Genomic DNA, 25569 nt, shown 5'->3' on the forward strand with positions numbered 1-25569 from the left:
ATGCAGGCTCACAGGCCATCAACATTTACCTTTTTCATATTCATAGCAGGTTCACATGAGTTAGAAAAAGATGTTGTAAAAAAGAAAATGAAAAGCTATGGAAAGGCTAATACAGAATCAAAAATTGTGATGAAAAAAAGTATCATTCAATCGGGTGATGAAAATATTCAGCTCTACCAAGATGATCAAAATAGTTTGCAAGAAAAACTCCAAAAATTGAATGAGAAGCAACAGGGTTTAGCCATGAGGTGAAAAAACACAGGGGGACCCAAAGGGGACGTGGCTTTAAAACAGGGGGACATAAAGGGGACATTGGGGTTTTAAAGGGAGACATAAAAGGGACGTACACCAAAAAAAGGGGACTCAAAGGGGACATTTAGCGACTTTCTTTGATATCACGGTTTTGCTAGGCTTTGCCTAGCCTATCACCCTATGTGATAGCAAAAACCCCTTATGCTCTTCTTCTCTCTTTTGTAGTAGGGAACCACACTTTACAGGGAAGGAACGGGTATCATGGATATGTTTTTATAAAATATAGATCCAATTGCCGTTAAAAAAATAGATAAAATAGAAAAAGAACAAAAGAATTTCCTGCCAAGATTTCTTTAAAAGTCGTCCTGAAAAGGGGGGAGATACTGAGAGAGATAAAAGGTTATGACAAAGGGGAAAAATAGAAATTATAAAATGGGTTTACGTAATTTTTTGCACGGAATAATGGAGCACATTCTACAACAAAAGAAATGCAGGATAAGAAATGGAACGTTAAAAAAAGCAAAAGTTTGGAGGCGAAGTGAAGGATAAGGAGTCTTCTTTTTCATATTGGAAAGGTAGAAGAAGGGAAGAAGTAGCAAGCAAACTAGGTAATCAAAATTTGATTATTATCAATAAGTACTACAACAAACTTGCTTATTTTCACAATGGCTATATTGAAATCCTTGATCCAGTAGCAACGGGTAAAACGTGGGAGAAAACACCTGTTAGCTTTTTTAAAGTCGTAAGCAAGATTAAAAATCGTCCATATTATACAGGTCATATACATAATATAAGGTTTGATGTAATGTCTCCCTTCTTTCTCTCTAAATATTCTTTCTACTCTTTGTTTTTTCGACATTTTTTATACCTTTTCTTTTTTATAATGTAAAGTACATAGAAAGCATAAGACACGAGGAGGAACGCAGATGAACATGGTAGCAGGTGTAGAAAAAAGAGAAGAAAAGACGAAACTAAATGATAAAGAGATTGTTCAAGCGTTTCAAAAAGGCGACGAAGACGCTTTCAACGTACTCATAAAGAAATATGATTATTTGGTCTGTTCAAAGGTAAAAGGATACTTCCTAGTAGGAGGAAATCGAGAAGATCTCTTACAAGAAGCAAGGCTAGGATTATATAAAGCTGCCCGTGATTTTAAAACAGAAGGGATGAGTTCATTTAGAGGATTTGCTGATTTATGCATTACACGTCAACTCGTTACAGCTCTAAAGGCAAGTGCTCGTCAAAAACATTCCCCTTTAAATAATGCTCTCTCTTTAAACATACCTAGGAATTCAAGGCGATTGGAAGATGATATGATCCTTATGGAGATGCTTCCTCATCCACGTGCCGTAAGCCCGGAACAAGTTGCTGTAGAAAGGGAGAATAAAAGGGAGAGGGAACAAATGTTACAAGAAATACTGTCACCTATTGAACAAGATGTATTCGCTCTATATCAAAAGGGACAAACATATATGCAAATCTCTCAAAACCTACATCTTCCTCAAAAAGCTGTGGATAATGCGCTTTACCGAGTTAAGAAAAAAATGAAGCATCAAATGCAGTACCTGTATTTACAGCAATCATCCTGACAGACGTGGATAAGTTTCTATGAGCTATTCGTTCTAAATTCATACAACGCTTATTGCATAGATACTACTTTTTTCTTTTATTTATAGTAAAGATAATGATGAGTAAGCTAATAGAAGGTGATGGGAATGAAAGGACAACAATGGAGTACAATGTTTAATGATGTAAAAGAGACGATACAATCAATTATCTATACATGGAATCCACTCTCTTTGCATGCTTCCGAGGAATATGAGTATGAAGCTACATGGATCCTTCCTATGGTATACAAAGTACCAAACGTTGAGAGTCTGGCGATTGAGATAACAGAAATATTAAATCAGTCATTTAATAGTAAGTTAACAAAAGAGGACTGTATAGGAATTGCGCAGCAAATCTGGGAGCAAATAAGAGAATAGATAAACTTACGCCTGTAGTTAGATAGGCGCTTGAAAAGAAAAGATTCTTCTCCCTAAGCACCACTGACGAGATGGGTTATGATATATACCCTTATTTACCATAATCACTCTTTCTGAAACAAAGCAAACGAAAGAACTCTTATGGAATAAGAGTTCTCGGAAAGTTTTTTTATTGGATATGCAACTCTTATACATCCTTGACATGACTCGATTTTCTCGTTTACCAGTTGAGAGGATAACGTATAAAAGGTCTGCAATATATACATATACTTGTACATGAAAATATAGAATTTATGGTAAAAATGTGCTATTATTAGTCTGCATTTGTCAATTCATTATTTGTTATACGTGTGAACCCTAGCAAAAAGCTATCTCATTCCCTGTTTTGAGGTAGCTTTTTTATTTTTACGAAAGTGTTTATTATGTTACCTGAAGAGTGGCTTTTAGCAGGGTTTTACCTTTTTAAGTCCAAATAAGATACTAATAGTGGCTTAGAAAGCGATTGAAGGATACAGAAATGGAGGGGAGTAAGTTGCCTAACAGAGAGTATCCATACTATTTTATGAAATTAGGTAAATTATATTACGTATATCATTCGTATAAGAACGTAAAAAAGAAAGAGGTATCCAGTTACGAATTCACAAATGATGAATCGTTAGCATTTCCCATTGATGAAGAATCTGCCAAACAATTGGCAGATGAATGTGGAGGTCATATTGTAGTGAAAAATGCTACGTTTAATGATTATATCAGCCAAGGAGAGAGATGGAGTAATTTTATAGATCGCAAAAAGAAGAACATATGGAGAATCTATATCATTAACTGAATGATAAAATCCTTTAACTACTATTTATTTGAAGAAAAACAAACAGTTTCGTTATAAAAGTACAACCAAAGGAAATTAGAATGAAATACGGTATGTTTTAATTCTAAAAGATGTGGTACACATATAGTACAGTATCAATATCAATTAAAATTGAATGCTGTGAAAGGTTAAATACTTAGCTTAATGAAGGGACTGGTTCGGTTTTGAAAGACGTAACAGCGACTTCAGCAAACGTATTACCCCAATTGACAAGTAGGTATTGTGATTTAACGAATGGTACTCTCGTTATGAACCGATATACGTAACGAAAGGGCCTCACAAGGGCAAATGAACATGAGAATTATTTTGTTGTAAGAGAGGGAAGCCTGCATCATTTTTGATGCAGGCTCTTATTATGTTGATGATATAAAGTAAGGTACATAAGGATTGAATCTGAATATTGCTTGTAGATACAAGTTCTACTTAATTTGAATAATTGTTGATAGATGTAATGTTTTGTAGATAACTAAATTGCCCCCACATATTGAATATTTATCCTATATCAAGTACAATAAGTTGAATATAAGTTCAACTTAAAAGATGAGGTGTTTATAAATGAAAATTTCACGTTTTAATAAAGATTGCGGTAACTCTGTTGATATGAACATTATGGATGGATATCTATTTGATTTTCCAACGAATGTAGTTGAACTTCAAAAAGAAGCAGCCGACTCCTTTTTCACAGATGCGGTTACAGCTCCAGAAGAATTTAAGAAGCGCATTTTACTTTCTACAACCATTAAGGGCGAAGAGAAAGAGCGTTATTTCTTAGTAGGTGACATTGCAGCTAGTCAATTGCTGGCTAATAATCACATTAATAAATTACATAATAAAATTACAAGTCATATTCCATACATCACTTTTTTAGCTGCGATTGCGTATTACCATGCGTTGCATGCGAAAAATAAAAAAGACAATACAATTGAAATTGACTATTTTTCTACCATGTTACCAATCTGGCTTCTTAAGAAAGAGAGTACATTTGGGGCAGCTCAAAAGGCCATGGCTAATCGATTCCTAGGCGACCATACATTTACTGTGCATACGCCTGGTTTTGAAAATACCTTAAAGGTAGTAGTTGAAGAAAGTGCCTGCTTAAAAGAGGGAGAAAGTGCACGTTTTGCATTAAAAAAAGACTTAACACTTCAAGATCGTGAAGATGCGAATGAGTATGTAGAATGTGAAACGGTCATGGTGGACATAGGCGGAGGCTCCATCGATGTGGTTATTCTACCAGAAGGATTGAAAGCAGCCAATAGTCGTGAATCGTTCCAAAGCATTGAAGGAATTCCTTATTTAGCGCATATTGATAAATTGCGTAAAGAGAAATTTCTAGAATTATTTACAGACTTACGTGCCTTTGATCAATTTATTCTCGATAACTACAGCAAGCAAAAATTTGTATTGAAAAACGAGAATACAGGTGAATCCATTGATCTAACAAGCACAATCAAATCTTCACTACGAGAATATGTGGAAATTTTATTGGCTAAATTAAATGATGTCGCACCACCACCAGCGAATAAACTGCGTAAGTATGTATACTGCGGCGGGGTAGCTCCTACTTTAGAAGTCGCTATCATGAATAGTATGCGTGAAAAAATTGGAGAAGAACGTACGGAGAAGTATCATAAGGTTCCCCAAGATAGCCGCCATTTAAATTTATTTGGCTTAGAGATTCGTAGTATTGGTTACGTTCAAAAGAAGCAAGCAGCAGTAAAGAAAGCCGTTAAATCCTAATAACGTAGGTGATAGGGATGTCAGAGCGTCAAAATGCGTTTACCATTAAGACAAATCAATTGAGTGATGAAGTTTATAATAAACTAGCTAAATATGCAAAATCGCGTAAGTTAGGGGATTATATTTCATCTTTAATTCTGCGTGATTTAGATGATTCATCTACAGAAAGAAAAGCAATTGAAGACAAAAAAGCCTACGAAATGTTTGAACATATCAAGAATGAATTAGCTGATTTAAAAGCATTAGCAAAAACAACAGGTTTTGTAGGAAACGATTCCTTCAAAGAAGAAGAGCCTTCAAAGGTTCCACAACTAAAAGAAGGAAAAATTGCAGATTTAGAAAATATCTCTGGCTCATTAGACGATGACGACTTAGAAGAATATAACGATTTTTAAAAGCAAAACCACTAGAATTGATTCTAGTGGTTTTCTTTTTGCAATTCATCTTCATTATTCTTTCCTTTTGCAATTATTTTTTTATCACTTGAACATTTTTACTTTTTCATCTAGCACACTCTTTTTCGGCTTATATTCCAAATAATAAACTCTTTACTGTCCATTTCAATAAATGAATAGCCTTTTTGTATAAATTCCTATTATAGAACTAACTGTAGGATTATTATAAGGGTGAATATATGTTATCTTAAAAGAGAATTTAATTAGTTTGGATGATCGATAATGGACGATTTTGAATATGAAATAATAATAAATGACTTAGTAGAGCAATACCAAACACAGCTTTTACATATAGCCTCAACATATATAAAAGACATCCATATGGCAGAAGATATTGTGCAGCAGGTGTGGATTAAGTATTATCAACTTCTACAGGTAGAAGGGAAAGACAGTAAAAATTCAGCGTATGCATGGTTATATCGTGTTACCGTTAATCAGAGTATTGATTTTTTAAGAAGAGTAAAGAACAAACCAGTAACACCCTCTAATTATATAGAGATGACTCAATACGTACAAAGCAGCAATACAATCATCTTGGAACAATTTATAATAGATAGGTTTGAAAATGAGGAGCTTTTTAAAAAAATAAAGCATTTACCGGATAAATACCAACAGGTTATTGTTTATTTTTATTTTAAAGACTTACCATATGGAGAGATTGCTACAACCTTAAATATTAGTGTGGGAACAGTTAAGGCGAGGCTTCATCGAGTAAAATTTTTGTTGAGAAAAATGTATGCGAAGCAAAGTAGTGATTAGCTGAATTTTCATGCAGTTTCTATAATACTGTTTATGTTAATTAGGGATAGTTTATAAAGAGTTTAAAAAATAAATGATAATCCTTATTTCGACATAATTTGACACCCATTATATAGTAAGATATTTATAAATTTACATATTAAGATAAAGGCAAACTAGTTGAAAAGCTAGGACGCAAAGCCACAGGTCTAATGTCAAGTGACTATGGAAGCTGAGCTCCCTTAATATCTGGAGGTAATTTTTATTATGGATGGTAAAGGACAATTAGTAGCACAAGAACTTAATCAAGAATGGATTAGACTTATGAAAGAAGCCAAGGAATTGGGTTTAACCATTGAAGAAATTAAAAAGTTCTTAAAAAACAAATAGATCCTTAACCATAAACAGTATTAGTTATAGTTAATCTTGTTTATGGTTATTTAATTCTTCGGATGTTCTATTCAAAAACTCCTTAAATTCCCCTTGAGTAACGTTAGAATTCATTGCTTCTTTAACTAAAGCTAGCCATTCCTGGGGAAGGGTAGTATCAAGATTTAAGTTATTCATTACAATATTCCTCCTTCACAACTTGTCCTATTATAAAACAAATTAATTTGTAATATAACCTATAATAACAAATTTATTACTTTAAGCTTATCATTTTCTTATATTTGGAACTTAATTTAGTTATTTGGTTTATAAAAAATCAACATTTAATAACATAGGTAGGCTAATAAAGACATAAAAAATGAATGGTAAGTAAATTCAAAGTTAACCTTTTTTTATAGAATTACATTTGAAAGGATTTTTATTAGTGAAAGAGAACGAATTACCTAAAGATTACCTAATAATCAATAGTACGGGGAGGGTAAAGATACCACCCCTGTTTTTAAAGCGTGCTAATATTCAGACATCTACTACAATACAATTCTTTAACTACAAAAATTATTTTGTTATGAAGCAGATTGAAGCTTCACCGGTATTTTTGGAGAAAAAAATGAAGTTAAACAACTTAGTTAGAACTATCGATCATTTAGGCTATATTCTAATCCCAAAGATACTCCGTGAAATACATGATATGAATTTATGTGAAAAAATAGGAGTGAAATTAATTAACAAGAGTATTATTTTCTATAAAAAAAGGAAACAGAATAAATCTCCAGGTCTAATACAAGAGCCTATAGAACCTGAATTAAATAAGTTATCTTTACTTGAAATAAAAGAAGGGAAGATAAGGATTCCTAATTTTTTGTTGGAATCTTTTGATCTAGAAGTAAGTATGCAATTACAGTTTTTTACTAAAGACCAGGACACGGTTGTTGCAAAAAAACACCAATATGAGTTTTTTACAAAAGGAAATCTTTTCTTTACTGGGCAATCGCGCGTAGTAAACAAAGATAAATATTTAAACATCCCTAAAAAGCTAAGGAATTATTTAAACGTTAATAACGGTGACGTTCTGGAAGTTAAAATAGTAGGAGATAAGTTAGTAATAAAGAAAGGTACTTAGAACGAAATAAGAGTTAAAAACTTATATCCAGAAGAAATAGATGTTTTCTTTTATAGTTGAAGTCAGGTTACTAATAATTTTGTAATAGAAGGAAACCTACTTTATTATTTATAATAACATCCCTGTTTTTATCAAAGAAACAGTTGAGAACAATACTCTTATTGAATAAGTTGGCTTTTTCAATGAGAACCAATAAAAGTAAGGAAATGAGCATTTCTCTATAGTGCTAAAAATTGTAAGTTATACGCAAAATAATAGTTAATTTCGTCAGAAAGCGTTTCTCTGCATATTAAAATCGTGGATAAACTAGATTTTTATTTAATATTTATACGACAAATCACAACCTTATTTTATACTAATATTAAGCATGTAGATACAAATTTCATAAAGAAAAGTTCTCGAAAAAGGCTATCTCAAAGATGAGATAGCCTTTTTCAGTTTCTTTTGATGGTTTAGGTGTTCTTAAAAGATTATGTCTTAGTGCTATTATAAGGTCTTTTGTCAGACATGTCACTATAAATTTTCTGACATTTATAAAAACTTGCAGAAGTTAAGGCTATCTAATATAAATAGTCCAAAAAGGCACACCTTTTTAGACTACATAGAATCAAAAGAAATAACGTCTATTTAGTGAATAAAATAAACCTTTATGGACGTATAAAAAGTAATTAATCTTTATAGACAATATTTCATATTCAATTTTAGTTAACATGGTCTGAATTCTCGAGAAAACTCCCTATCTAAATAGGGAGTTATATTTTTATTTAGTTATGTGTCGTAATAATATTAGCTAAAACTTTAGCATCTACATTACCCCCACTAATTACATTGAGGACCTTTTTGTCTTTCACATCAATTTTTTTATTTAAAATAGCTGCAATTCCTACAGCCCCAGATCCTTCAATCATATAGTGATACTCGGTAGCTAACCAAGACATAGCTTTCTCAATTTCTTTTTCAGCTACCAAGACAAAATCATCTATATAATTCAGAGCTAATTTTAAATTTTCTTTACCAATGCCACCGTGTAAACCATCAGCAATTGATTTTTCATATGTAACATCAACCAATTCTTTTGCCTTAAATGAATAATACCAAGGAGGGGAGGCTTCACTTTGTATACCAATAACCTTAATTTTAGGATTTATGGACTTAGCAGCTATGGCAATGCCAGAAATTAATCCACCTCCACCAGCAGGAACTAAAATCATATCAAAATTCGGATTTTCTAACAGAGATTCTAATCCAATAGTACCTTGGCCACAAATTACATCTTTATCTTCAAAAGCATGAATATAGGTCATACCTAATTTTTTAGATAATCTATAAGCATGTAATTCAGCCTCATCATAATTAGTTCCGTGAATAATAAGTTCAGCACCTAATTTTTTGATGCTGGTTTTCTTTGTCTCAGGTGTATCTTTCGGAACTACAACTTTAGCTAATACACCAAAGCGTTGAGCTGCTAGAGCTACACCTTGAGCATGATTACCTGCTGATGCTGTTATAACACCATTCTTCTTTTCATCTTCATTCAGTAAAGTTATTTTATTAAGTGCACCCCTTATTTTAAATGAACCTGTCTTTTGCAAGTTTTCTAACTTAAGCCATATTTCACCTTCACTCATTAACGATAAAGAATCCGAATAAAGTAAAGGCGTCTTTTCAATAAAACTTCTAATCCGATTATTAGCTAAGAATATATCATGCAGTTTAATATTCATTTGATTCTCCCTATATTAAAAATTGTTCCGATCATTATAACAGTAGTAAGAGCTTTTATATTTAATCTAGATATTCTTCTTCTAAGGATAAATTCAAATATCTCCCCATTGCTGTTTTATGCTTTTTAAGCCCCAAATTACGATAAAATTCTTCATTACCCGTTGTTGCAGTTAAATGTACAAATGAAATATCATCTAGATGCTCTAATAGATTACTAACAATAGCTTTTCCTATTCCTTTACCTTGAAATTCAGGATGAATTGCTACATCATAAATAGTTGCATAAAATTCATGATCCGTTAATACACGTCCACATCCCATAACTTTATTTTCTATGTACCCTATAGCTACGATTTGACTATTTTCAAAAGCTTTAATAATCCGATCTACTTTATGGTTATTCCAACCAACTTCTAAAAATAATTTGGACAGTTGCTCCCATTTTATATGTTCTAGGTTATTTTTAATAATTAAGCTGTCTTCATTCATTTCACTTCTACCTCCGATATATAATTGCTGTATTTTCAGATACCAGTATGATTTTCTCTAATCGATCCCGAACCATATAGTGTAAAATATATAATTTTAGTTAACATAAGCAAACTTATTAATGTACATTTAGGATTAAAGAAAAATAGACATACCAGGAGCTTCAATATCTCTTTCTTTAAAGCCAACTTTCTTATAAAAGTCTTGTTTACCTCTAGCAGAAAATAACTGTACCCATTTTATATTTTCTACTCTACACTTTTCTAAAAGGTTTTCTACTACTCTTTTTCCAAACCCTTGTTTTTGATATAGAGGATGAACAATTACATCACATATAAGAGTTTGATAAATACCATCTGAGATAATCCGTCCAAATGCTATAAGTTCATCATTAAGATAAACTGAAATTGCATACCAACTATTAGTTATTGCTTTAAAAAGCTGATCATCAGTATATAAACCTTTAGCATTCCAGCCTGTAGTTCTATGAAGTCCAATAAATTCTTCTTTTTTAGGTAATGAAGCTTTAAATTCCACATCCATTGACAATCTTTCTCCCTTTTGTTTATTTATTTAATTTATTTTATAATTATACAATAAATTCAAAGTTATCAGTTGTTTTATTGAATAATTATAATAAAATGAGCTTATATTTAATGAATGATGATTGTTACATTTAAAGACTTTTAAACTTGTATATGATATACAGAGTTAGTTTACATAACCATTATTATCAGCAACCATTTATAAAAAGGAGCAAATCAAAGTTTGATTCGCTCCTTATAATCCTTCTTCATATCTAACGTATAAAATTCTATAATGTTATCTTCAGTATCCTTAAAATACACTCTTCTTTCCTTTAACATATCGGTATTAACCTCTTCTATAACCTTATAATCAATACTAGCACTTTGCAGTACTTTAATAGCGAAATCAAAGTTCTCTTCTTTTATATGTAAAGCAAAATGTATATGAACGCCACCTTGATCATAAAGTCCTTTCCAGTTGGAAATCGTTTTTTCTTTTTCTATTTTTTCTAATGGTGAAAAATCTCTAGGAAGCCAGAGACCTAGCCTAGTATGTCCCCCTATATATAACCAAGTTGCCCGAATGTCTTCTTTATTATTTTCACTAAAATGGCCATTTTCATATCCCCACTGTTCCACAATTGGAAAACCTAATTTATTAGACCAAAAATCTATTGCTCTATCCATTGATTTTACTTGTAAAACCAATTCCGAAACTCCTTCAAGATTAAGCTTCATATCCATCCCCCATTCGTTAATTGTTAATTAAATGATAACAAAAACAGGGATTTTTAAATCATACCTAATAATGAAAGGGAGTCATACTTTAGCCTAAGGTTTATTTACATAATGTGCTTTCTAAGAATAAAGACAAGATACCTAACCACCCTTTAGGTATTTTTTATTTATTGTTCTCTTAGTGGTAAAATACTCTCCAAAAACCATCTAATGAGTAAAGAAATGAATATAAAACCAATGAAAGAAAGCCAATGAGAAAAGGTATGTATCTCATACATTCTTGCCCATATAAATAAAGGCTCTATCACATAAGAGAATAAAAATGAGGTAATAACGATATATAGGAAGTATCTTCTCCATGTTTTCCCGTAATAATAAGCTAAACTAAATGCAACAGGGATGACAGTTAAGTCAGCAGGAAATAAAGGTGGAACCATGAAAAATAATTTGATAGGGTATCCTCATAACAATGTATCAACTCCAATTACATCTAAGACATTTGAAATGATACCCATCGACATAGCAAATGCAAATACATGTAGGCGGTGCTCCTTTTTAATAAGATACCCCCATATAATCCAAGGTAGAATAGAAGCTATAAGCAAAACCCACCATTGCCATGTAAATAGGTCATGGTGAAGCCAATACTGATATCCGGTTTCCTTTAGTTCACTTCGAATATCTTGTACTTCATCATAAGAAGGGTAGGTCATAAATACTCTTTCGCCTCTCTACATACACTCCATAAATGCTTTTTCATTCATATCCTTCCCAAAATATTGACAATTAAAATTTATTATTTTTTCAATGTATATCCGATTCATTTTTAGTTTACATAAAACATGTTAACGATAGAAAAAAGCGCAGACCGGTTTAATAAAAACAAGTTGACGCTTTTTTCTATTATGAACGAGCATAATGGTCATATCCATCACTTACTTTTAAGTACCTTGTGACTCTATAAAAAACGCACACAAACAGATAGTTCGCAAAATGAACGTCCATAAAAGTATATCTTTTCGATTTAAGTTTCTTATCCTTGACTTAGAGTAAACTCTAAGCATTATTCTTTCTTTATGTCACAAATTAAAAAGGAAAGAAGAAATAGATCTATCAGATTTAATGGAGGCGGTTATATTGACATATTCTATTGGAGAATTTTCTAAAATCGTTGGGTTAAGTGGACATACATTGAGATTTTATGAAAAAGAAGGGTTAATAAAAGTAAACAGAGACGAGAACAATGTCAGAATCTACTCGGATGAAAATAAATTATGGATTGAATCTTTGCTTCACCTAAAAAATACGGGGATGTCACTTAAAGACATGAAACGATTTGCCATGTGGGGACATATGGGGGAAAAAACAATGGAAGAAAGGTTAGATTTGCTTAGAAATCATCGCAAAAAAGTAGTGGAAGACTTGGAGAAACTTCGTCAAAGTTTAGAGCATCTAGATAAAAAAATAGATTTTTATGAAAATGAAGTAGGAGACTGTTTCTCTTAGAAATTAAGTAGCCAATTGTTTTTTCCATTTGCATCTTTTGGATAAACCTCGTACAGACAGCTTTCTACATCGTGTTTTTATCGAAAATAAAAAAAAATAAAAAAACACTTGCGTTAGAGTGCTCTCTAAGGAGTAACCTTTTCTTGTACCATTTAAATACATGAAGGGTTAATCAACCTTTACAACATACGACAAACTAACAATGTTAGATCAATACTATTCAGAAAGAGGTTAAAAAAATGAACGAAAAATATAGCAACTTATTTAAATCTTTTACATTTAAAAACGGGATTACCCTTAATAATAGAGTGGTTATGGCACCAATGACAACTTGGTCCAGTAATGATGATTACACGGTTTCAGATGAGGAATTAACCTATTACAAAAAAAGAGTAAACGGAGTAGGACTTGTGATTACAGGTTGTACACATGTGACTCCAAACGGGATCGGTTTTACAAATGAATTTGCAGCTTATGACGATACATTTATGCCGGGCTTACGTAAATTAGCTGAAGCCGCGAAAAGTGGCGGAGCTCCTGCGATCCTTCAAATTTTCCATGCAGGTAACAAAGCACTACCAGACCTTGTGCCAAATGGTGAGGTTGTTAGTTCCAGTGCTGTAGAGACTGAGGCAACTGGATTTGCTCCTTCAGTTTTGCCGAGAGAACTTTCACATGAGGAAATTTTAGATATCATCCATGCATTTGGAGAAACAACAAGAAGAGCAATTGAAGCAGGTTTTGACGGCGTTGAGCTTCATGGTGCTCATGGATTTTTAATGCAAAACTTCTTCTCACCTTTCTTCAACAGACGAGAAGATCAATGGGGAGGATCATTAGAAAATCGCATGCGTTTCCCATTAGCAATCGTTCAGGAAGTGAAAAATGTCATTGAAAAGCATGCAACAAAACCGTTTATTTTAGGATACAGACTATCTCCTGACGAACACGAAGAAGGTGGTTTGAGAATGAAGGATACCTATGCATTGATTGAACGCCTTATTGAAGAGGATGTTGATTATGTCCATGCTTCATTGGCTGATGCTCTTTCTTCAAAGCCAGTCGATAGTCAAGATGAAAAAACATATCTTGAGTTAATTGTTGACCATGTAAACGGTCGAGTTCCTGTACTGGCTGCTGGTTCTATGGTAACTCCAGATGATGTTGCAAAAGCATTAGATAAGGGTCTTACCTTAGCTGCAGTTGGCCACGCGTTAATCATGAATCCAGACTGGGTTGAAAAGGTTCAAAATGGACAAGAGTCTGAGATCCAAACAGCGATAAAGGCTTCAAAGGTTAGTGAGCTTGAGCTTCCGGAAAAACTTTGGAGCGTCATTCAAGCTTCAGGCCCATGGTTTAAGATTGAAGAATGATATCGTAGTAACATTAAAATCTTACTGATTTTACCATATTTTCATTAAGAGAGGATGTCATTTATATGTCAAATATTCAAGATAAGGTTGTCATTATTACGGGTGCTTCCAGTGGGATTGGAGAAGCTACTGCAAAAGAACTTGCATCTAAAGGTGCGCAGCTGGTATTGGCGGCTCGTCGCGAAAATCGGTTAAAGAAATTGCAAGAAGAGATTCAAAAGAATGGTGGGCAAGCTATTTATAAAGTGACGGATGTTGCCTCACATGAACAAATGGAAGAGTTAGCTGAGTATGCTCTTACAGAGTTTGGAAAAATTGATGTAATGGTTAATAATGCAGGAGTAATGCCACTGTCACCTGTTTATCAGAAAAAAATCAATGAATGGGATTCGATGATTGATATTAACATCAAGGGTGTACTTTATGGTATTGCTGCTGTCCTTCCTTCCATGAGAGAAAGAAAAGAAGGGCATATCATTAATGTTTCCTCGATAGCTGGCCACTTAGTATTCCATGCTAGTGCAGTTTATAGTGGTACAAAGTTTGCTGTACGTGCCATTACAGAAGGTCTCCGTAAGGAAGAGGCACCTAATAATATTCGTACAACTATTATTTCGCCAGGGACTATTTCTACAGAATTACTAGAATCCATTTCAGATGAGGAATTAAAATCTGAAATCGTTGAAGTTAGTAAAATTGGAATCGAGCCTGCTAGTATTGCTCGTGCCATTGCATTTGCTATTGAACAACCATCAGATGTAGCGATTAATGAGATGATTGTTCGTCCAACAATTCAAGAACTCTAAAAAGAAAATTTTGTAATGAGGCAGCCCCACTTTTCTTGAGGCTGCTTATTCATTACCTTCTACTTTGCCAATAATGAAAGGAGAAGTTACATCTTTATAAATGCAAAAAGCCCTTGATATAAGGGCTTTTTAGCACGAAGTTGCCGATAATTTTCATTGTGATAACTAAGCATACATAGAATATATCATTTTCATTTTATATACTTTTACTTAAACTAACGATGAATTTGAATACAAGAATAAATCATTAGAAACTGTGCATGACCTCAGATAATATCAAAAACATTCATACTTATTAAAAATTGGAATAACAGATTCTTTTACTAATTCAACAAAAGCGTTTACTATTGGCGATTGATTTTTATTTTCCCATACAAGAGCTGTGACAGTATTGAATTTGTTATCTCGAATGTCACGATATACCACTTCATTTTGTAATAATAATTGTATTGAGGCAGGGACTATAGCTATACCAATTCCTGCAGAAACTAAAGATATAACAGTGGACATTTCTTTTGTTTCTTGTATGATGTTTGGGCTAAATCCTGCGTCATAACAACTATTAATTATCCCATCATAATGACTTTGATTTGAATTTCTTCCAGTTAAAATAAAAGGATCATTGGCTAACTCAATAAGATCGATGGAGGATGTTTTGGAAGCTAAAGGGTGTTCTTTTGGTAAGGCTGCAACCATAGGTTCTTTTCTAATTATTTCAAGATTAAGCGACTCATTTTCAATTGGCTCACTAATTATCCCAATATGAATAGTTCCCTCTTGTAAAGCTTTTAGTTGTTCTGCAGACGTAAGTTGTTTTAAATTCACATGAATAGAGGGGTATTGTTTTCTGTACTGTTTTATGATGGCTGGAAGAACGTCATAAGCTGCTGAAGCTAAGTAACCAATAACGATTTCTCCAATCTCTCCTCGACTCACCATTCTAACTGCTTCGATTGATTCATCTAAACTTTTGAAAAGTTGATAAACTTTTTCTAGAAACACTTGTCCTTCTTTGGTTAACTCCACATGCCTTTTCGTCCGATGAAAAAGGGATACTCCTAATTCTTCTTCTAAATTACGGATCTGAAGACTTAGTGGTGGTTGTGCGATATTCAAACGAGCTGCAGCTTTACCAAAATGTAGTTCTTCAGCTACTGCTTTGAAATATTTCAAATGGCGTAATTCCACTGTAATCCCTCTCTTTTCATTATTAATACTTTAAATGTATTAATTTATTATCATATATATATTAGACATATATATTAGCGTCTTGTAAAGTAGAAACGAAGAATTCTTCACTCCACAGTCACAGTATTTAGGCTCATTAATAAAAAATTAATAAGTTTTAATCACGCAGAAAGAAGGTTTTTAGGTTGTATTCATCAGTATCGAAATTATGGACGTGGCAGTTTTCTCTTATTATTTTAATAACTATCTCGTTCTACCTGTGTCTACAGATGCTTACAGGGGGATTTTCAATTTTTGTTACAGAGTTTAGTCATAACCCAACTTTAGGAGGCGTTATGACGACGACCTTTATGTTGGCCGCGATTATAACTCGTCCAGTAACAGGAATTTTAATGCATAAAATAAATATCAAACAGGTACTATGCGTTATGCTCCTTTTTGTGCTTGTTTGTATTATGATTAGTTACAATCAACAAGTTATTCCTTTATTAATATCAATACGAATTTTAGAAGGTATAGGCTTTGGAGTTACAACAAATCTATTAGCTACTCTTGCAACAAATTTGATTCCCAAAGAACGAATGGGTGAAGGAATTGGCTATTTTGGAATGGCGACAAGTCTAGGAACAACCCTTGGTCCGATGATTGCTTTGTCAATTCTACATTCATTCTCTTTTAAATTTCTTCTTTTTATAACGTTGTTTCTAATAGTAGTCTCATTTATTTTCTCGTTGTTTATCAAAATCAAACAATCATCTTCATTCGCTGAATCACCGATCCAAAGAGAATCACTAGTGAATTTTGTTTTTGATAAACAGGCTATGCTTCCATGCTTTTTAGTCATGCTTTTTTATTGCACTTATTCAGGCATTGTCAATTTTATTAATGGTCTAGGGGAAGAAAATCATTTAGGTAGCAAAGTTTCTCTCTTCTTTTTAATTATTGCGGTTGTCATCGTATTAGTTAGACCATTTTCGGGAAAAATTTACGATCAAATGGGGCATAAGTACTTAATTTATCCGGCAAGTATCTGCAGCATCATTGGTTTGATTTTAATAGCATTTGCACATGGCCTTACGACATTTTTCATTGCAGCCGTACTTTACGGTATTGCTTACAGTGTCATGCAACCTTCATTTCAAGCATGGGCGGTAAGCAGGGTAACGCCTGATAAAAAAGGAACGGCTAATGCCATGTCCCTCAGTTCTATGGATTTAGGAATGGCTCTTGGTGCTCCGGTTCTAGGTGGAGTTGCTAGTCTAACTGGTTACAGAGAGATGTACAGTCTTTCCTCATTGCTAATTGTCGCCCTTATCTTAATGTATAAGGCGAGACACCTTAAGGATATTAAGGAGCAAAAGGAGATCTAACTAAAATTTCAAGAAAAAAAGAATTTTTTAACACTTAAATTGATTTCATGAAAAATAAAAAAGAATCCTTTGCCGATATGAACAGCAAAGGATTTTTTAATTTGACAGAACAGGAGGGAGATGTTATTGGTGCATTCATTACTGTAGGTAAATCTAAATCATCACGAAAATATTAGTAAATACAAAAGCTACAATATTAATTAGTGTAGATGTTATATTATGTTTGATAATAAGCATAATATTTAACATATTTTATTTAAAAATAGTTTACTAATTACCTATCTTGTAGAAAAAGTTCATATTTGTCCTCACTAAGAGTAAATGATAAAACAATAATTTTTATAAGTGAGTTTATCTATTTACTCTTTTGTATAAAAGAAATTTATTTTATATTTTCGGTTACCACAAAAAAGAACCCTTGGTACTCAAGGGCTTCGATGAGGCTACGATTTCTGCTTTATGCAGCTTTTATACATATGCTGGACGGCTTTAAACATGCCTTATGAAATAGCTTTTTAAATCGTTGGAACCGTTCCACCATCAATCTTATATTCACTTCCAGTGATCGCTTTGGCACGATCAGAAACAAGAAAGGCTACTAATTCTGCAACGTCTTCTGGTTGTCCTGGTTTTCCAAGTGGAATACCTCCAAGTGAACTCATAAGTTCCTGTAATGCTTGTTCGTAAGAACCATATTTTTCTTGAAGTCGTTCGATCATTGCGTCAGCTGCCTTTGTTTGAATAAAGCCAGGCGCGACAGTATTAACACGTATGCCAAAAGCTGCTACTTCATTGGATAGCCCCTTACTATAATTACTTAATGCAGCTTTTGCAGCTGCATATGCTAACGTAGAATCAAATAAAGGTAGTGTTCGTTGAATAGAAGAAATGTGAACAATTGTTCCATATTTTTGTTGCATCATTGCCGGTAATAGATTGCGATCAAGTCGAACTGCAGATAATAAATTCCAATTTATAGCCTCCATCCAATCTTTATCATTAAGAGCAAGCACTCCTCCTGCGGGAGCTGAAGAACCGCCGACGTTATTAACTATAATATCAATCCCTCCAAGGAAATCTAGCGTGCGCTCAGTAAGTACTTTTATTCCTTCTGTAGTTCTTATATCGGCTGAAATAAAAAGATCAGCAGTAGTTCCTTCCTCCGGTTCGGATCTTGCTGTAGTCACGACTGTCGCACCCTTTGCCTTCAAGTTTTCTACAATCGCTTTTCCCATGCCTCTTGTTCCACCAGTAACCAATGCTCTTTTTCCTACCAGTTCTTGTGTTGTTTTCATTTTGAATCTCCTTTTTTCTCACATGTAATGAATATATACATGAGTTGATAAGACTATCCTAACAAATTAAATATGACAACATTATGTCATGTTTAAAAATATTAATAGCGTCAATGCTAAATGAATGACATTATGTAGTGCCAAGTTTAATCTATTCTTTATAGAAAGAGGTGAGAGTGTGCCGATTAGCAGACATTTCGAAATTATTTACCATTTACTTAATAAGAAGAAAGCAACGGCTAAAGAATTAGCAGATCACTTTGAAGTATCCACGCGCACTATTTATCGTGATATAGATGACCTCAGTGCTGCAGGAATTCCTGTCTACAGTAGTCAAGGAAAGGGAGGGGGAATTTTTCTACTAGATGACTATGTATTCAATACCTCTCTGCTATCTGAAAGTGAACAAGATGAGATTCTTATGGCCCTTCAAAGTTTAAATGCAGCTGCTTATCCAGAGATAGATAGTGTGTTGTCAAAGCTTAGTAATTTGTTTAAAAAAGATAAAGCTAATTGGATTGAAGTAGATTTCTCTCCTTGGGGTAGCAGGCATAGCCGAAAAGAACTTTTCTATCTACTTCGGGAAGCAATAATGAATCATCATTTAATTTTATTTCGTTACTTTAATGTTTCAGGTATAAAGAGTAGCCGACAAGTCGAGCCGGTTAAACTTCTATTCAAAGATAAGTCTTGGTATTTATATGGGTATTGCCTAGAAAGTAGCGCATTCCGTACCTTCAAAGTGAACAGGATGAAAGAAGTAAAAATAACAGATATTGATTTCGAGCCCCGAGAGAAGGAGAGTTCCATAGAAAATGCAAAACAAAATAGTTTGCCAGAATTGATAGAGGTAAAGTTACGAATTTCCTCCCAAGGAGCATTTCGGGTATATGATGAATTTGAAGAAGGTGCTGTGGTACACAATGAGGATGGTTCCTATACTATACGTACAAAAATGTCTTTAGGGAGTTGGTTATATAGCTATATTTTGTCTTTCGGTACCCTTATTGAAGATATTGAGCCGGTGCATTTACGAAATAAAATTTTGGGAGATCTAGATACTGTTAAAAAAAATTTAAATCAAAGATCATAATATGACATAACGTTGTCAAGTAACACCTGTTATATTTAATGGGTCCTGTTTTGATGAAAAATAGAAAGGAGATACCTCGAAATGAGCTATTTACCACTATCTGTTAGAAGATTTTTCCAATTCGCAAATGATAATAACTATAAGAATTTTATAGAAGTCTTTACAAAAGACGCTTATATATTTGACGAAAAAAAGAAAATAAAGGGTATTCAAGCTATAGAAAAATGGAGTAAAAATGCAATTTTTAATCCTAATGTGAAGTTTAAGATTAAAAACTATACAGAACAAGACGACAGAATAACGGTAACTGCTGAAGTCGATGGCGACTTCGATAAGACAGGCCTTCCGTCTCCTTTACTTATAGACCATCGTTTTAAATTAAGATCGGGAAAGATTGAAGAGTTAATTTGTTCTGAAACTAAGCATATAACTAGTTAAACTTATGTAATGATTAACTTACTGTTATTTTGAAGAATCTTAAGGGAATAAGTAAGATCATATTATCCTAAAGGAGAAGAGTAAACCTTATACAGGCTCGTTTAAAGCAGGACCAGAATATTAATAAGAATTTGCTCTATTAGCTCTTTCGACGATTGCTCTCCTTCAGATTAAAATAAGTTAAATTTAAACTGAACTTTTAATATTTATAAGGTGAGTACTTAATTTTCGATATCTTAGCAATTTGCAAATAGGAGGAAAGAGGAAATATGACAGCATACGTTGTTTTTATACGTGAAAAAACTACAAATTCATCCCAACTTGAAATTTACGCCGAAAAGTCTCCTGCAGGATTAAAAGGACACCCGGTCACACCACGTGCAGTATATGGAAAGCATTTGGTGCTAGAAGGCCCACAAATTGAAGGTGCAGTAATTCTAGAATTCCCCACTTTTGAAGAAGCAAATACTTGGTATAATAGCCCTGCATATCAAGAAGCCCTTCAGTACAGACTTAAAGGCGGGAACTATCGAGGTTTTATAATACAAGGTGTTTAACAAATATATTAGAGTAAACTTACAACAATAATAAATAATTAATTTTTTCAAAAAGGCAACCAAAAATAATGTGGTATGCTCTCCTTATAGTAGACAAGTAAAAGAAAACACCCTATTCTGTCTACTATAGAGGGGATTTTTTTAATGTAAATTCCCTAAAAGCTATCCATCCTGCAACGATGTGGTAGCTTTCTTTTTTGTTAACGATAATAATTATTTTAACATCTTATAATAGATTTAAATAACTTGTTCGTAAAAGTATACTTTATTGAACACTCCTTGAGCACCAATGCACACATTTTGTGTTAGTTTTTGCTGAGAGAAAGAGTAACTTTAGGGTTGCTCTTTTTTTCGTTAAATGGTATAATTTCCAAAAAATAAAGATTCTACATGGTTTTAGTTTTGTAAGATAAAACTTATCGGAGAACCGCCTTACTTTTGTAGGGCGGTTTTTTCGTGCTATTTTTTTGGATGGTATCCGAGGTTTGCATTTACTTTTCCAGTTAGTCCATCGTTTTCAGCAGGAATTTTATTTCCGACAGATTGGGGTACATCTACTGGTTGGATACTTCCACCGTTTGTATCATAACTATTGCTATGATTGTTATTATCATGTGTTTGATTGAAACCGTGTTCTGGCATAAAAACACCTCCTAGCTGTATTACTTGATTGCGCTTTTTATTATTCTGATAGTTCTGATTTATATATGCGACCACAAGCTATCTTTGCTACAGCAATGCCACCGTCAGCCATTATTCCTTCAATTCCAGCACCATCAAAAATACTACTATCGTTAGCACATTCAACAGAAACTACAGCAACACAATTAGAATAGTTTTTATTTTCTCTTTCACTTTCACTATAATTTTTAGCTCTCTGATTTGCAATAGCGTTAACCTGTTCGCGTGCCTGCTTTCTAGGGTTAAATCCTCCAATAAGACCATCCTCAAACATCCCAGCAAAAGGGAGCATAAAAATCACTTCTTCCATTTCATTATTCACAAGGTCCAGAAGTATAAATTCGTCCACACGCTAGCCTTGCTGCAGGAAAACCGCCTAAGGCACCTAGCCCTGCTCCTACAGGCCCCCAAGAGCAGCACCAGCTACCGCACATCCAGCAGCTACCGCAACTACACAATCACAGTAATTTTTATTTTCTCTTTCACTATTACTGTATTCTTTAGCTTTCTCATCAGCATTATCTGTTACTGATTTAAAATCACCTGGATTTAAGTCTACTCCAAAATATTCTCCTGTAGAAACTTCTCCGGTTAAAACCTTGCTTGGATCAAGAGACCTAGCTGCTCTACGAACTGATCGAGGAGGTCTAAGTCTATCTCTTAATGACATTTAATTGACCTCCTAAACGTATTATTTGATTTGTGTTGAAGAAAATAAGAGGTAGTATGAGGAAATTACTAATACAACTACTCACGAAAAGACTTTTAATTTTGCGTATGAGTTCGCTAGCAACACGATTTTAGGCAAAAAAAGAGCAACCGTGATTATTTCGGCTGCTTTTAGTAGAGCTCATACATATTTGATGTATGGAATAAGCTATTTTCATCATATTTTTCGCATATAGGCAATTTTTTATAGAGGTTAACATATGTATAAAAGGTGCACTTCTTATACATTAGTTTCTCAACCACCTACTGAGAAAACGTTGATAAATCAACAGTGTATAAAAAGATGCATACTCCGGAAAAGAATCCTTGGTGGAATCCTACTGTCCCAAGGGTTCTTTTGCTTGCTTGGTTCCGGAAAGAGTGTTTATGGTGCGACAAGAAGTCGCTTTCTTACAGTGTAGCTAACGCTACTCATCTAGACGCGGAGATGATCTCCATCCAAAACGGCATTCTTGGTAACGAGTCTGTCGGTTGCATGAGGAAATGCGGAAACAGAGGACAAATGCATGGTCCAGAATACTGCTAGGAGAAGATAGGTATGGTAAACGAAAGTGAAGGTTTGTAAGCTTCGTTACTCTTAGCCCAAGATAATGCATAGATTGGCTTGGGTCTTGGTAAGAGGAAAAGTAGAATCATAAGGCTACTCTGATGCGTCCCGCATCTTACCCGGAGTAAAGAACCTACCTCCCCCTATCGCATCTGTAGAATGTGGAACTTGGTAAGCCCTATGTCATCTGCATAAGCAGTAGGATGACTGCAAAGTCAAACGATGTGGCAGAGGGTATGGGATATGAGAAAAGCGAAAGCCGTTACCCTGAAAAGGGACAGGAAAGCAGAAACGTTGTATAACTGGACGGATACTGTCGTCTTTATAGACAATGACAGGCTCGAAAGAGCGCCTACTTCTCATGGGTCTTCAACACGAAAATAAATTTGTGGCTATCTTTTAACGACAAGGAGCGTGCTGTTATGAATACCTCTCCACGAGCGTCGGCGCACGTCTCGCATAAAGGTTGGTACTCTATTGATTGGAATACTGTACAAAAATATGTAACGAAGTTACGACAAAGAATTTATCGTGCCGAACAACAGAATCAACAAAGGAAAGTAAGGAAGCTTCAACGCTTACTCCTTCGAGTAAAGCAAATCTACTACTTTCTATTCGCAGAGTGACACAACAAAATAACGGTAAGCGAACACCTGGAGTAGACGGCTACACGGCCTCAAATCCAAACGAACGTATCAAACTTTATCAACAATTAGTTAAATGTAATGTCTTTCAGCATCGCCCAAAGCCAGCGAAGCGAATGTTTATTCCTAAGAAAAATGGAAAACTAAGACCTCTCGGTATTCCGACAATGCGAGATCGAGTGTACCAAAATGTCGTGAAGAATGCACTCGAACCGCAATGGGAAGGCAGATTCGAGTCTACCGCCTATGGTTTTCGTCCTAAACGAAGCACACACGATGCTATAAGTAATCTCTTTAACAAGCTTAACACCAACAGTAAGAAAAAGTGGGTTTTTGAGGGGGATTTCTTAGGATGTTTTGACCACCTCAAACATGATTGGATAGTAGAACAAATATCTACGTTTCCAGGAACCCCTCTTATCAAAAGGTGGCTCAAGATGGGATACATAGAGCAGGATATGCTCCGTCCAACAAAGGAAGGAACTCCGCAAGGAGGCATTGTGTCCCCCCTCCTAGCCAATATCGCCTTATGCGGTATGGAAAAAGAGATTGGTATTATCTATAAAAAGACATACAAACCAAACGGAGGATATAAAATCGACCCCAAGTGTAAGATAGGACGTGTTCTCTACGCAGATGACTTCGTCATCGTAACAGAAACGAAGGAACAAGCTGAAAGTATGTATCAAAACCTAATTCCTTATTTACAAAAACGAGGAATTACACTCAGCACGGATAAAACTAGGGTTACACATATCGAGAATGGGTTCGATTTTCTTGGCTTCTCGCTGCGTCAATACAACACAGGACAAGGAAAGAAGTTATTGATCAAACCTAGCAAAGACAGTATCAAAAAAGCTAAAAACAAGATAAAAGATACGTTCACAGTAATGAGAGGACGACCAGTAAAAGAAATTATACGTGTCTTAAACCCTATTATTAGAGGTTACGGACAGTATTGGAAACATGTCGTTTCCAAAAAGACGTTTAGTTATATGGACTATTATGTTTTCTCTAAATTAATCAAACATCTTAAACAATTACATCCAAAAAAATCGTGGAAATGGATTACCAGGCGTTATTTTAAGAAGCCCAACCACGGTGGAAATGATAAATGGACTCTCACCTGTCCACTTACTAATATTCAATTGTTGAAGATGGCCTGGATTAAAATAGAACGACATGTGATGGTAGCCTATAAAAACAGTCCAGATGATCCGAACCTAAAAGGATATTGGGAAAAGCGAGACCGTAAGGTCTTCAATAGCGAAAATACGCTAGATAGGATAAAACTCGCAAGGAAACAAGGTTACCGTTGCACATTATGTAAACACACTCTACAAAATGGCGAAAAAGTTACTGTACAACACTTAGAAGTTTCTACAGGCAAAGTTGCTAAATTAGTACATGTACCGTGTATTAAATAAAGAAGTTGTTTGGATAAAAAGAAGGCTTGAGCCGTATGACGGGAAATCTGTCACGTACGGTTCTTAGGGGGGCGGGCGCTCGTGAGAGTGCCCGCCTACCCGACTAAACTAAAAATAAATAACATATATAGCTCAAAAAGAAAAAAACTACTGGTGTAATGAACTGCACCTCCAATTATTAGTTTTTGTCTAACAATTGGGGTGCAGTTCATTTCCCTTGTGTTTTATTCCAATTATGTAACAAGAAGTTGCAGATTTAAAACATAAAGGTTGTACGGCTCATACAACCTTTGAAGAACATATGAACTTATTACGTTTCAAATTCTCATTCTTCTCACCTTACTTAGAAATAAGATCCTTTTTATAGAGACTCGTTCGCTTAAACATAACGGGCGCCCACCTTTTAATCGTGTCCTCATAATGTAAATTCTCAGCAATCGGTAAGTCAATTTCTTTCCCTTCTAATGTATAGAGGCTCTGAGGGACATATGTAGGAGTAATCTCAAAGTCTTCAAATACTAGTTCAAGGATTGCTCTGGCAAAATCCTGAGACATCCCCTGCCACATCATAATAGTAGGATGACCAGGTATATGAACAGAGTATTCCCCGTCGTAGGGTATTCCTTCTTGTTTTAAGTAATTTTCTAGTTGGATAAAGGAAACATAAGATTCAGTGCCATCTAGATATTTTACGATTTCCTCTTTTATTTGATTCTTCATTCTTCCTCACCTTTTAAATAGATAGATTCTCATTGGTTGATTAGCTGCTAGAATAATCTTTCTCTACCTATAGAATTCTTACACACATTGACACTTTTACATATAATCATATAAAAACTATAACGAACCATACACATACATACAAACAATTAACTTTACATACTTTTCACT

At 34.2% G+C, this 25569-nt stretch carries 27 protein-coding genes, 1 pseudogene and 1 riboswitch; of the genes and pseudogenes, 16 read left to right on the plus strand and 12 right to left on the minus strand.

All coding sequences use genetic code 11. The features are described 5' to 3' along the window. The first annotated feature begins 1178 nt into the window (after positions 1-1178). The 7 genes from sigH (at position 1179) to LIS78_RS28490 (ending at position 6425) form a co-directional block, all read left to right on the plus strand. Entirely contained in the window at positions 1179-1841 is a 663-nt protein-coding gene (gene sigH, locus LIS78_RS28460) for an RNA polymerase sporulation sigma factor SigH (RefSeq protein ID WP_252285522.1), read from the plus strand. A 126-nt stretch (positions 1842-1967) separates the two neighbouring features. Beyond that, positions 1968-2237, plus strand: coding sequence for a DUF1871 family protein (locus tag LIS78_RS28465; protein ID WP_116079153.1), 270 nt, complete (start codon positions 1968-1970; stop codon positions 2235-2237). A 532-nt stretch (positions 2238-2769) separates the two neighbouring features. Continuing rightward, entirely contained in the window at positions 2770-3063 is a 294-nt protein-coding gene (locus tag LIS78_RS28470) for a hypothetical protein (protein WP_098901496.1), read from the plus strand. Between the two features lie 594 nt (positions 3064-3657). Further along, the gene (locus LIS78_RS28475; RefSeq protein WP_252285523.1) at positions 3658-4842 is read left to right on the plus strand and encodes an Alp7A family actin-like protein; all 1185 of its coding nucleotides are present in this window, start codon (positions 3658-3660) and stop codon (positions 4840-4842) included. 17 nt (positions 4843-4859) lie between these two features. Further along, complete coding sequence (locus LIS78_RS28480; protein ID WP_252285524.1) at positions 4860-5237, plus strand: hypothetical protein; 378 nt, start codon at positions 4860-4862, stop codon at positions 5235-5237. A 282-nt stretch (positions 5238-5519) separates the two neighbouring features. Then, complete coding sequence (locus LIS78_RS28485) at positions 5520-6056, plus strand: RNA polymerase sigma factor (protein WP_252285525.1); 537 nt, start codon at positions 5520-5522, stop codon at positions 6054-6056. 139 nt (positions 6057-6195) lie between these two features. Then, positions 6196-6280, plus strand: a riboswitch (cyclic di-GMP riboswitch). 22 nt (positions 6281-6302) lie between these two features. After that, positions 6303-6425: an anti-repressor SinI family protein gene (locus tag LIS78_RS28490; RefSeq protein ID WP_252285526.1), complete on the plus strand. Its 123-nt coding sequence runs from the start codon at positions 6303-6305 to the stop codon at positions 6423-6425. A 30-nt stretch (positions 6426-6455) separates the two neighbouring features. Here the strand turns inward: LIS78_RS28490 and LIS78_RS28495 are convergent, their stop codons facing one another. Further along, positions 6456-6602, minus strand: a complete 147-nt coding sequence (locus LIS78_RS28495; protein WP_252285527.1) for an anti-repressor SinI family protein — start codon at positions 6600-6602, stop codon at positions 6456-6458. Positions 6603-6849: 247 nt separating this feature from the next. Between LIS78_RS28495 and LIS78_RS28500 the strand changes: the two genes are divergently transcribed. After that, positions 6850-7545, plus strand: a complete 696-nt coding sequence (locus tag LIS78_RS28500) for an AbrB/MazE/SpoVT family DNA-binding domain-containing protein (RefSeq protein ID WP_252285528.1) — start codon at positions 6850-6852, stop codon at positions 7543-7545. A gap of 764 nt (positions 7546-8309) precedes the next feature. Here the strand turns inward: LIS78_RS28500 and LIS78_RS28505 are convergent. From LIS78_RS28505 to LIS78_RS28525, 5 genes are all read right to left on the minus strand, one after another. Beyond that, positions 8310-9269, minus strand: coding sequence for a threonine ammonia-lyase (locus LIS78_RS28505; RefSeq protein ID WP_252285529.1), 960 nt, complete (start codon positions 9267-9269; stop codon positions 8310-8312). 61 nt (positions 9270-9330) lie between these two features. Further along, on the minus strand, positions 9331-9759 hold the full coding sequence (locus tag LIS78_RS28510; RefSeq protein ID WP_252285530.1) for a GNAT family N-acetyltransferase: 429 nt from the start codon (positions 9757-9759) through the stop codon (positions 9331-9333). A gap of 135 nt (positions 9760-9894) precedes the next feature. Then, positions 9895-10302: a GNAT family N-acetyltransferase gene (locus LIS78_RS28515; RefSeq protein ID WP_252285531.1), complete on the minus strand. Its 408-nt coding sequence runs from the start codon at positions 10300-10302 to the stop codon at positions 9895-9897. Positions 10303-10520: 218 nt separating this feature from the next. After that, positions 10521-11024, minus strand: a complete 504-nt coding sequence (locus LIS78_RS28520) for a VOC family protein (protein ID WP_098197702.1) — start codon at positions 11022-11024, stop codon at positions 10521-10523. A 461-nt stretch (positions 11025-11485) separates the two neighbouring features. Beyond that, complete coding sequence (locus tag LIS78_RS28525; protein WP_098197703.1) at positions 11486-11737, minus strand: hypothetical protein; 252 nt, start codon at positions 11735-11737, stop codon at positions 11486-11488. A 424-nt stretch (positions 11738-12161) separates the two neighbouring features. On the opposite strand from LIS78_RS28525, the gene LIS78_RS28530 reads away from it, so the two are divergent. The 3 genes from LIS78_RS28530 to LIS78_RS28540 all read left to right on the plus strand — a co-directional run bounded on the left by LIS78_RS28530 (position 12162) and on the right by LIS78_RS28540 (position 14709). Next, positions 12162-12530 carry a MerR family transcriptional regulator gene (locus LIS78_RS28530; RefSeq protein WP_025601758.1) on the plus strand — a complete coding sequence of 123 codons (369 nt, stop codon included), beginning with the start codon at positions 12162-12164 and terminating at the stop codon, positions 12528-12530. Between the two features lie 239 nt (positions 12531-12769). Beyond that, on the plus strand, positions 12770-13903 hold the full coding sequence (locus tag LIS78_RS28535) for an NADH-dependent flavin oxidoreductase (RefSeq protein ID WP_252285532.1): 1134 nt from the start codon (positions 12770-12772) through the stop codon (positions 13901-13903). 65 nt (positions 13904-13968) lie between these two features. After that, entirely contained in the window at positions 13969-14709 is a 741-nt protein-coding gene (locus LIS78_RS28540) for an SDR family oxidoreductase (RefSeq protein WP_192101425.1), read from the plus strand. Positions 14710-14985: 276 nt separating this feature from the next. Here LIS78_RS28540 and LIS78_RS28545 read toward each other — a convergent pair whose 3' ends face one another. Further along, positions 14986-15897 (minus strand): LysR family transcriptional regulator, encoded by a 912-nt coding sequence (locus tag LIS78_RS28545; RefSeq protein WP_252285533.1) that lies wholly within the window; start codon positions 15895-15897, stop codon positions 14986-14988. Positions 15898-16082: 185 nt separating this feature from the next. Here LIS78_RS28545 and LIS78_RS28550 point away from each other — a divergent pair, with 185 nt between their 5' ends. Continuing rightward, entirely contained in the window at positions 16083-17267 is a 1185-nt protein-coding gene (locus LIS78_RS28550) for an MFS transporter (RefSeq protein WP_245210752.1), read from the plus strand. 515 nt (positions 17268-17782) lie between these two features. On the opposite strand, the gene LIS78_RS28555 is transcribed toward LIS78_RS28550, so the two are convergent. Continuing rightward, on the minus strand, positions 17783-18562 hold the full coding sequence (locus LIS78_RS28555) for an SDR family oxidoreductase (RefSeq protein ID WP_252285534.1): 780 nt from the start codon (positions 18560-18562) through the stop codon (positions 17783-17785). A 178-nt stretch (positions 18563-18740) separates the two neighbouring features. Here LIS78_RS28555 and LIS78_RS28560 point away from each other — a divergent pair, with 178 nt between their 5' ends. The 3 genes from LIS78_RS28560 (at position 18741) to LIS78_RS28570 (ending at position 20650) form a co-directional block, all read left to right on the plus strand. Further along, positions 18741-19655, plus strand: coding sequence for a helix-turn-helix transcriptional regulator (locus LIS78_RS28560; RefSeq protein WP_252285535.1), 915 nt, complete (start codon positions 18741-18743; stop codon positions 19653-19655). 81 nt (positions 19656-19736) lie between these two features. Further along, a complete protein-coding gene (locus LIS78_RS28565; RefSeq protein ID WP_252285536.1) occupies positions 19737-20093 on the plus strand; it encodes a nuclear transport factor 2 family protein in 357 nt (118 codons plus the stop codon). 269 nt (positions 20094-20362) lie between these two features. Continuing rightward, positions 20363-20650 carry a DUF1330 domain-containing protein gene (locus tag LIS78_RS28570; RefSeq protein WP_252285537.1) on the plus strand — a complete coding sequence of 96 codons (288 nt, stop codon included), beginning with the start codon at positions 20363-20365 and terminating at the stop codon, positions 20648-20650. Between the two features lie 459 nt (positions 20651-21109). On the opposite strand, the gene LIS78_RS28575 is transcribed toward LIS78_RS28570, so the two are convergent. From LIS78_RS28575 to LIS78_RS28585, 3 genes are read right to left on the minus strand one after another with little or no spacing between them, the layout of a single operon-like run. Then, positions 21110-21292 (minus strand): hypothetical protein, encoded by a 183-nt coding sequence (locus LIS78_RS28575; RefSeq protein WP_055991944.1) that lies wholly within the window; start codon positions 21290-21292, stop codon positions 21110-21112. 40 nt (positions 21293-21332) lie between these two features. Next, complete coding sequence (locus LIS78_RS28580; RefSeq protein ID WP_252285538.1) at positions 21333-21680, minus strand: hypothetical protein; 348 nt, start codon at positions 21678-21680, stop codon at positions 21333-21335. A gap of 48 nt (positions 21681-21728) precedes the next feature. Further along, positions 21729-22001, minus strand: coding sequence for a hypothetical protein (locus LIS78_RS28585; RefSeq protein ID WP_252285539.1), 273 nt, complete (start codon positions 21999-22001; stop codon positions 21729-21731). 1130 nt (positions 22002-23131) lie between these two features. Between LIS78_RS28585 and ltrA the strand changes: the two are divergent. Then, positions 23132-24678, plus strand: a pseudogene (gene ltrA, locus LIS78_RS28590) (group II intron reverse transcriptase/maturase). A gap of 339 nt (positions 24679-25017) precedes the next feature. On the opposite strand, the gene LIS78_RS28595 reads toward ltrA, so the two are convergent. Then, positions 25018-25398, minus strand: a complete 381-nt coding sequence (locus LIS78_RS28595) for a hypothetical protein (protein WP_252285541.1) — start codon at positions 25396-25398, stop codon at positions 25018-25020. Positions 25399-25569 lie beyond the last annotated feature (171 nt).

It is taken from the genome of Priestia megaterium (genome assembly GCF_023824195.1).
GTDB classification, from domain to species: Bacteria; Bacillota; Bacilli; order Bacillales; family Bacillaceae_H; genus Priestia; species Priestia megaterium_D.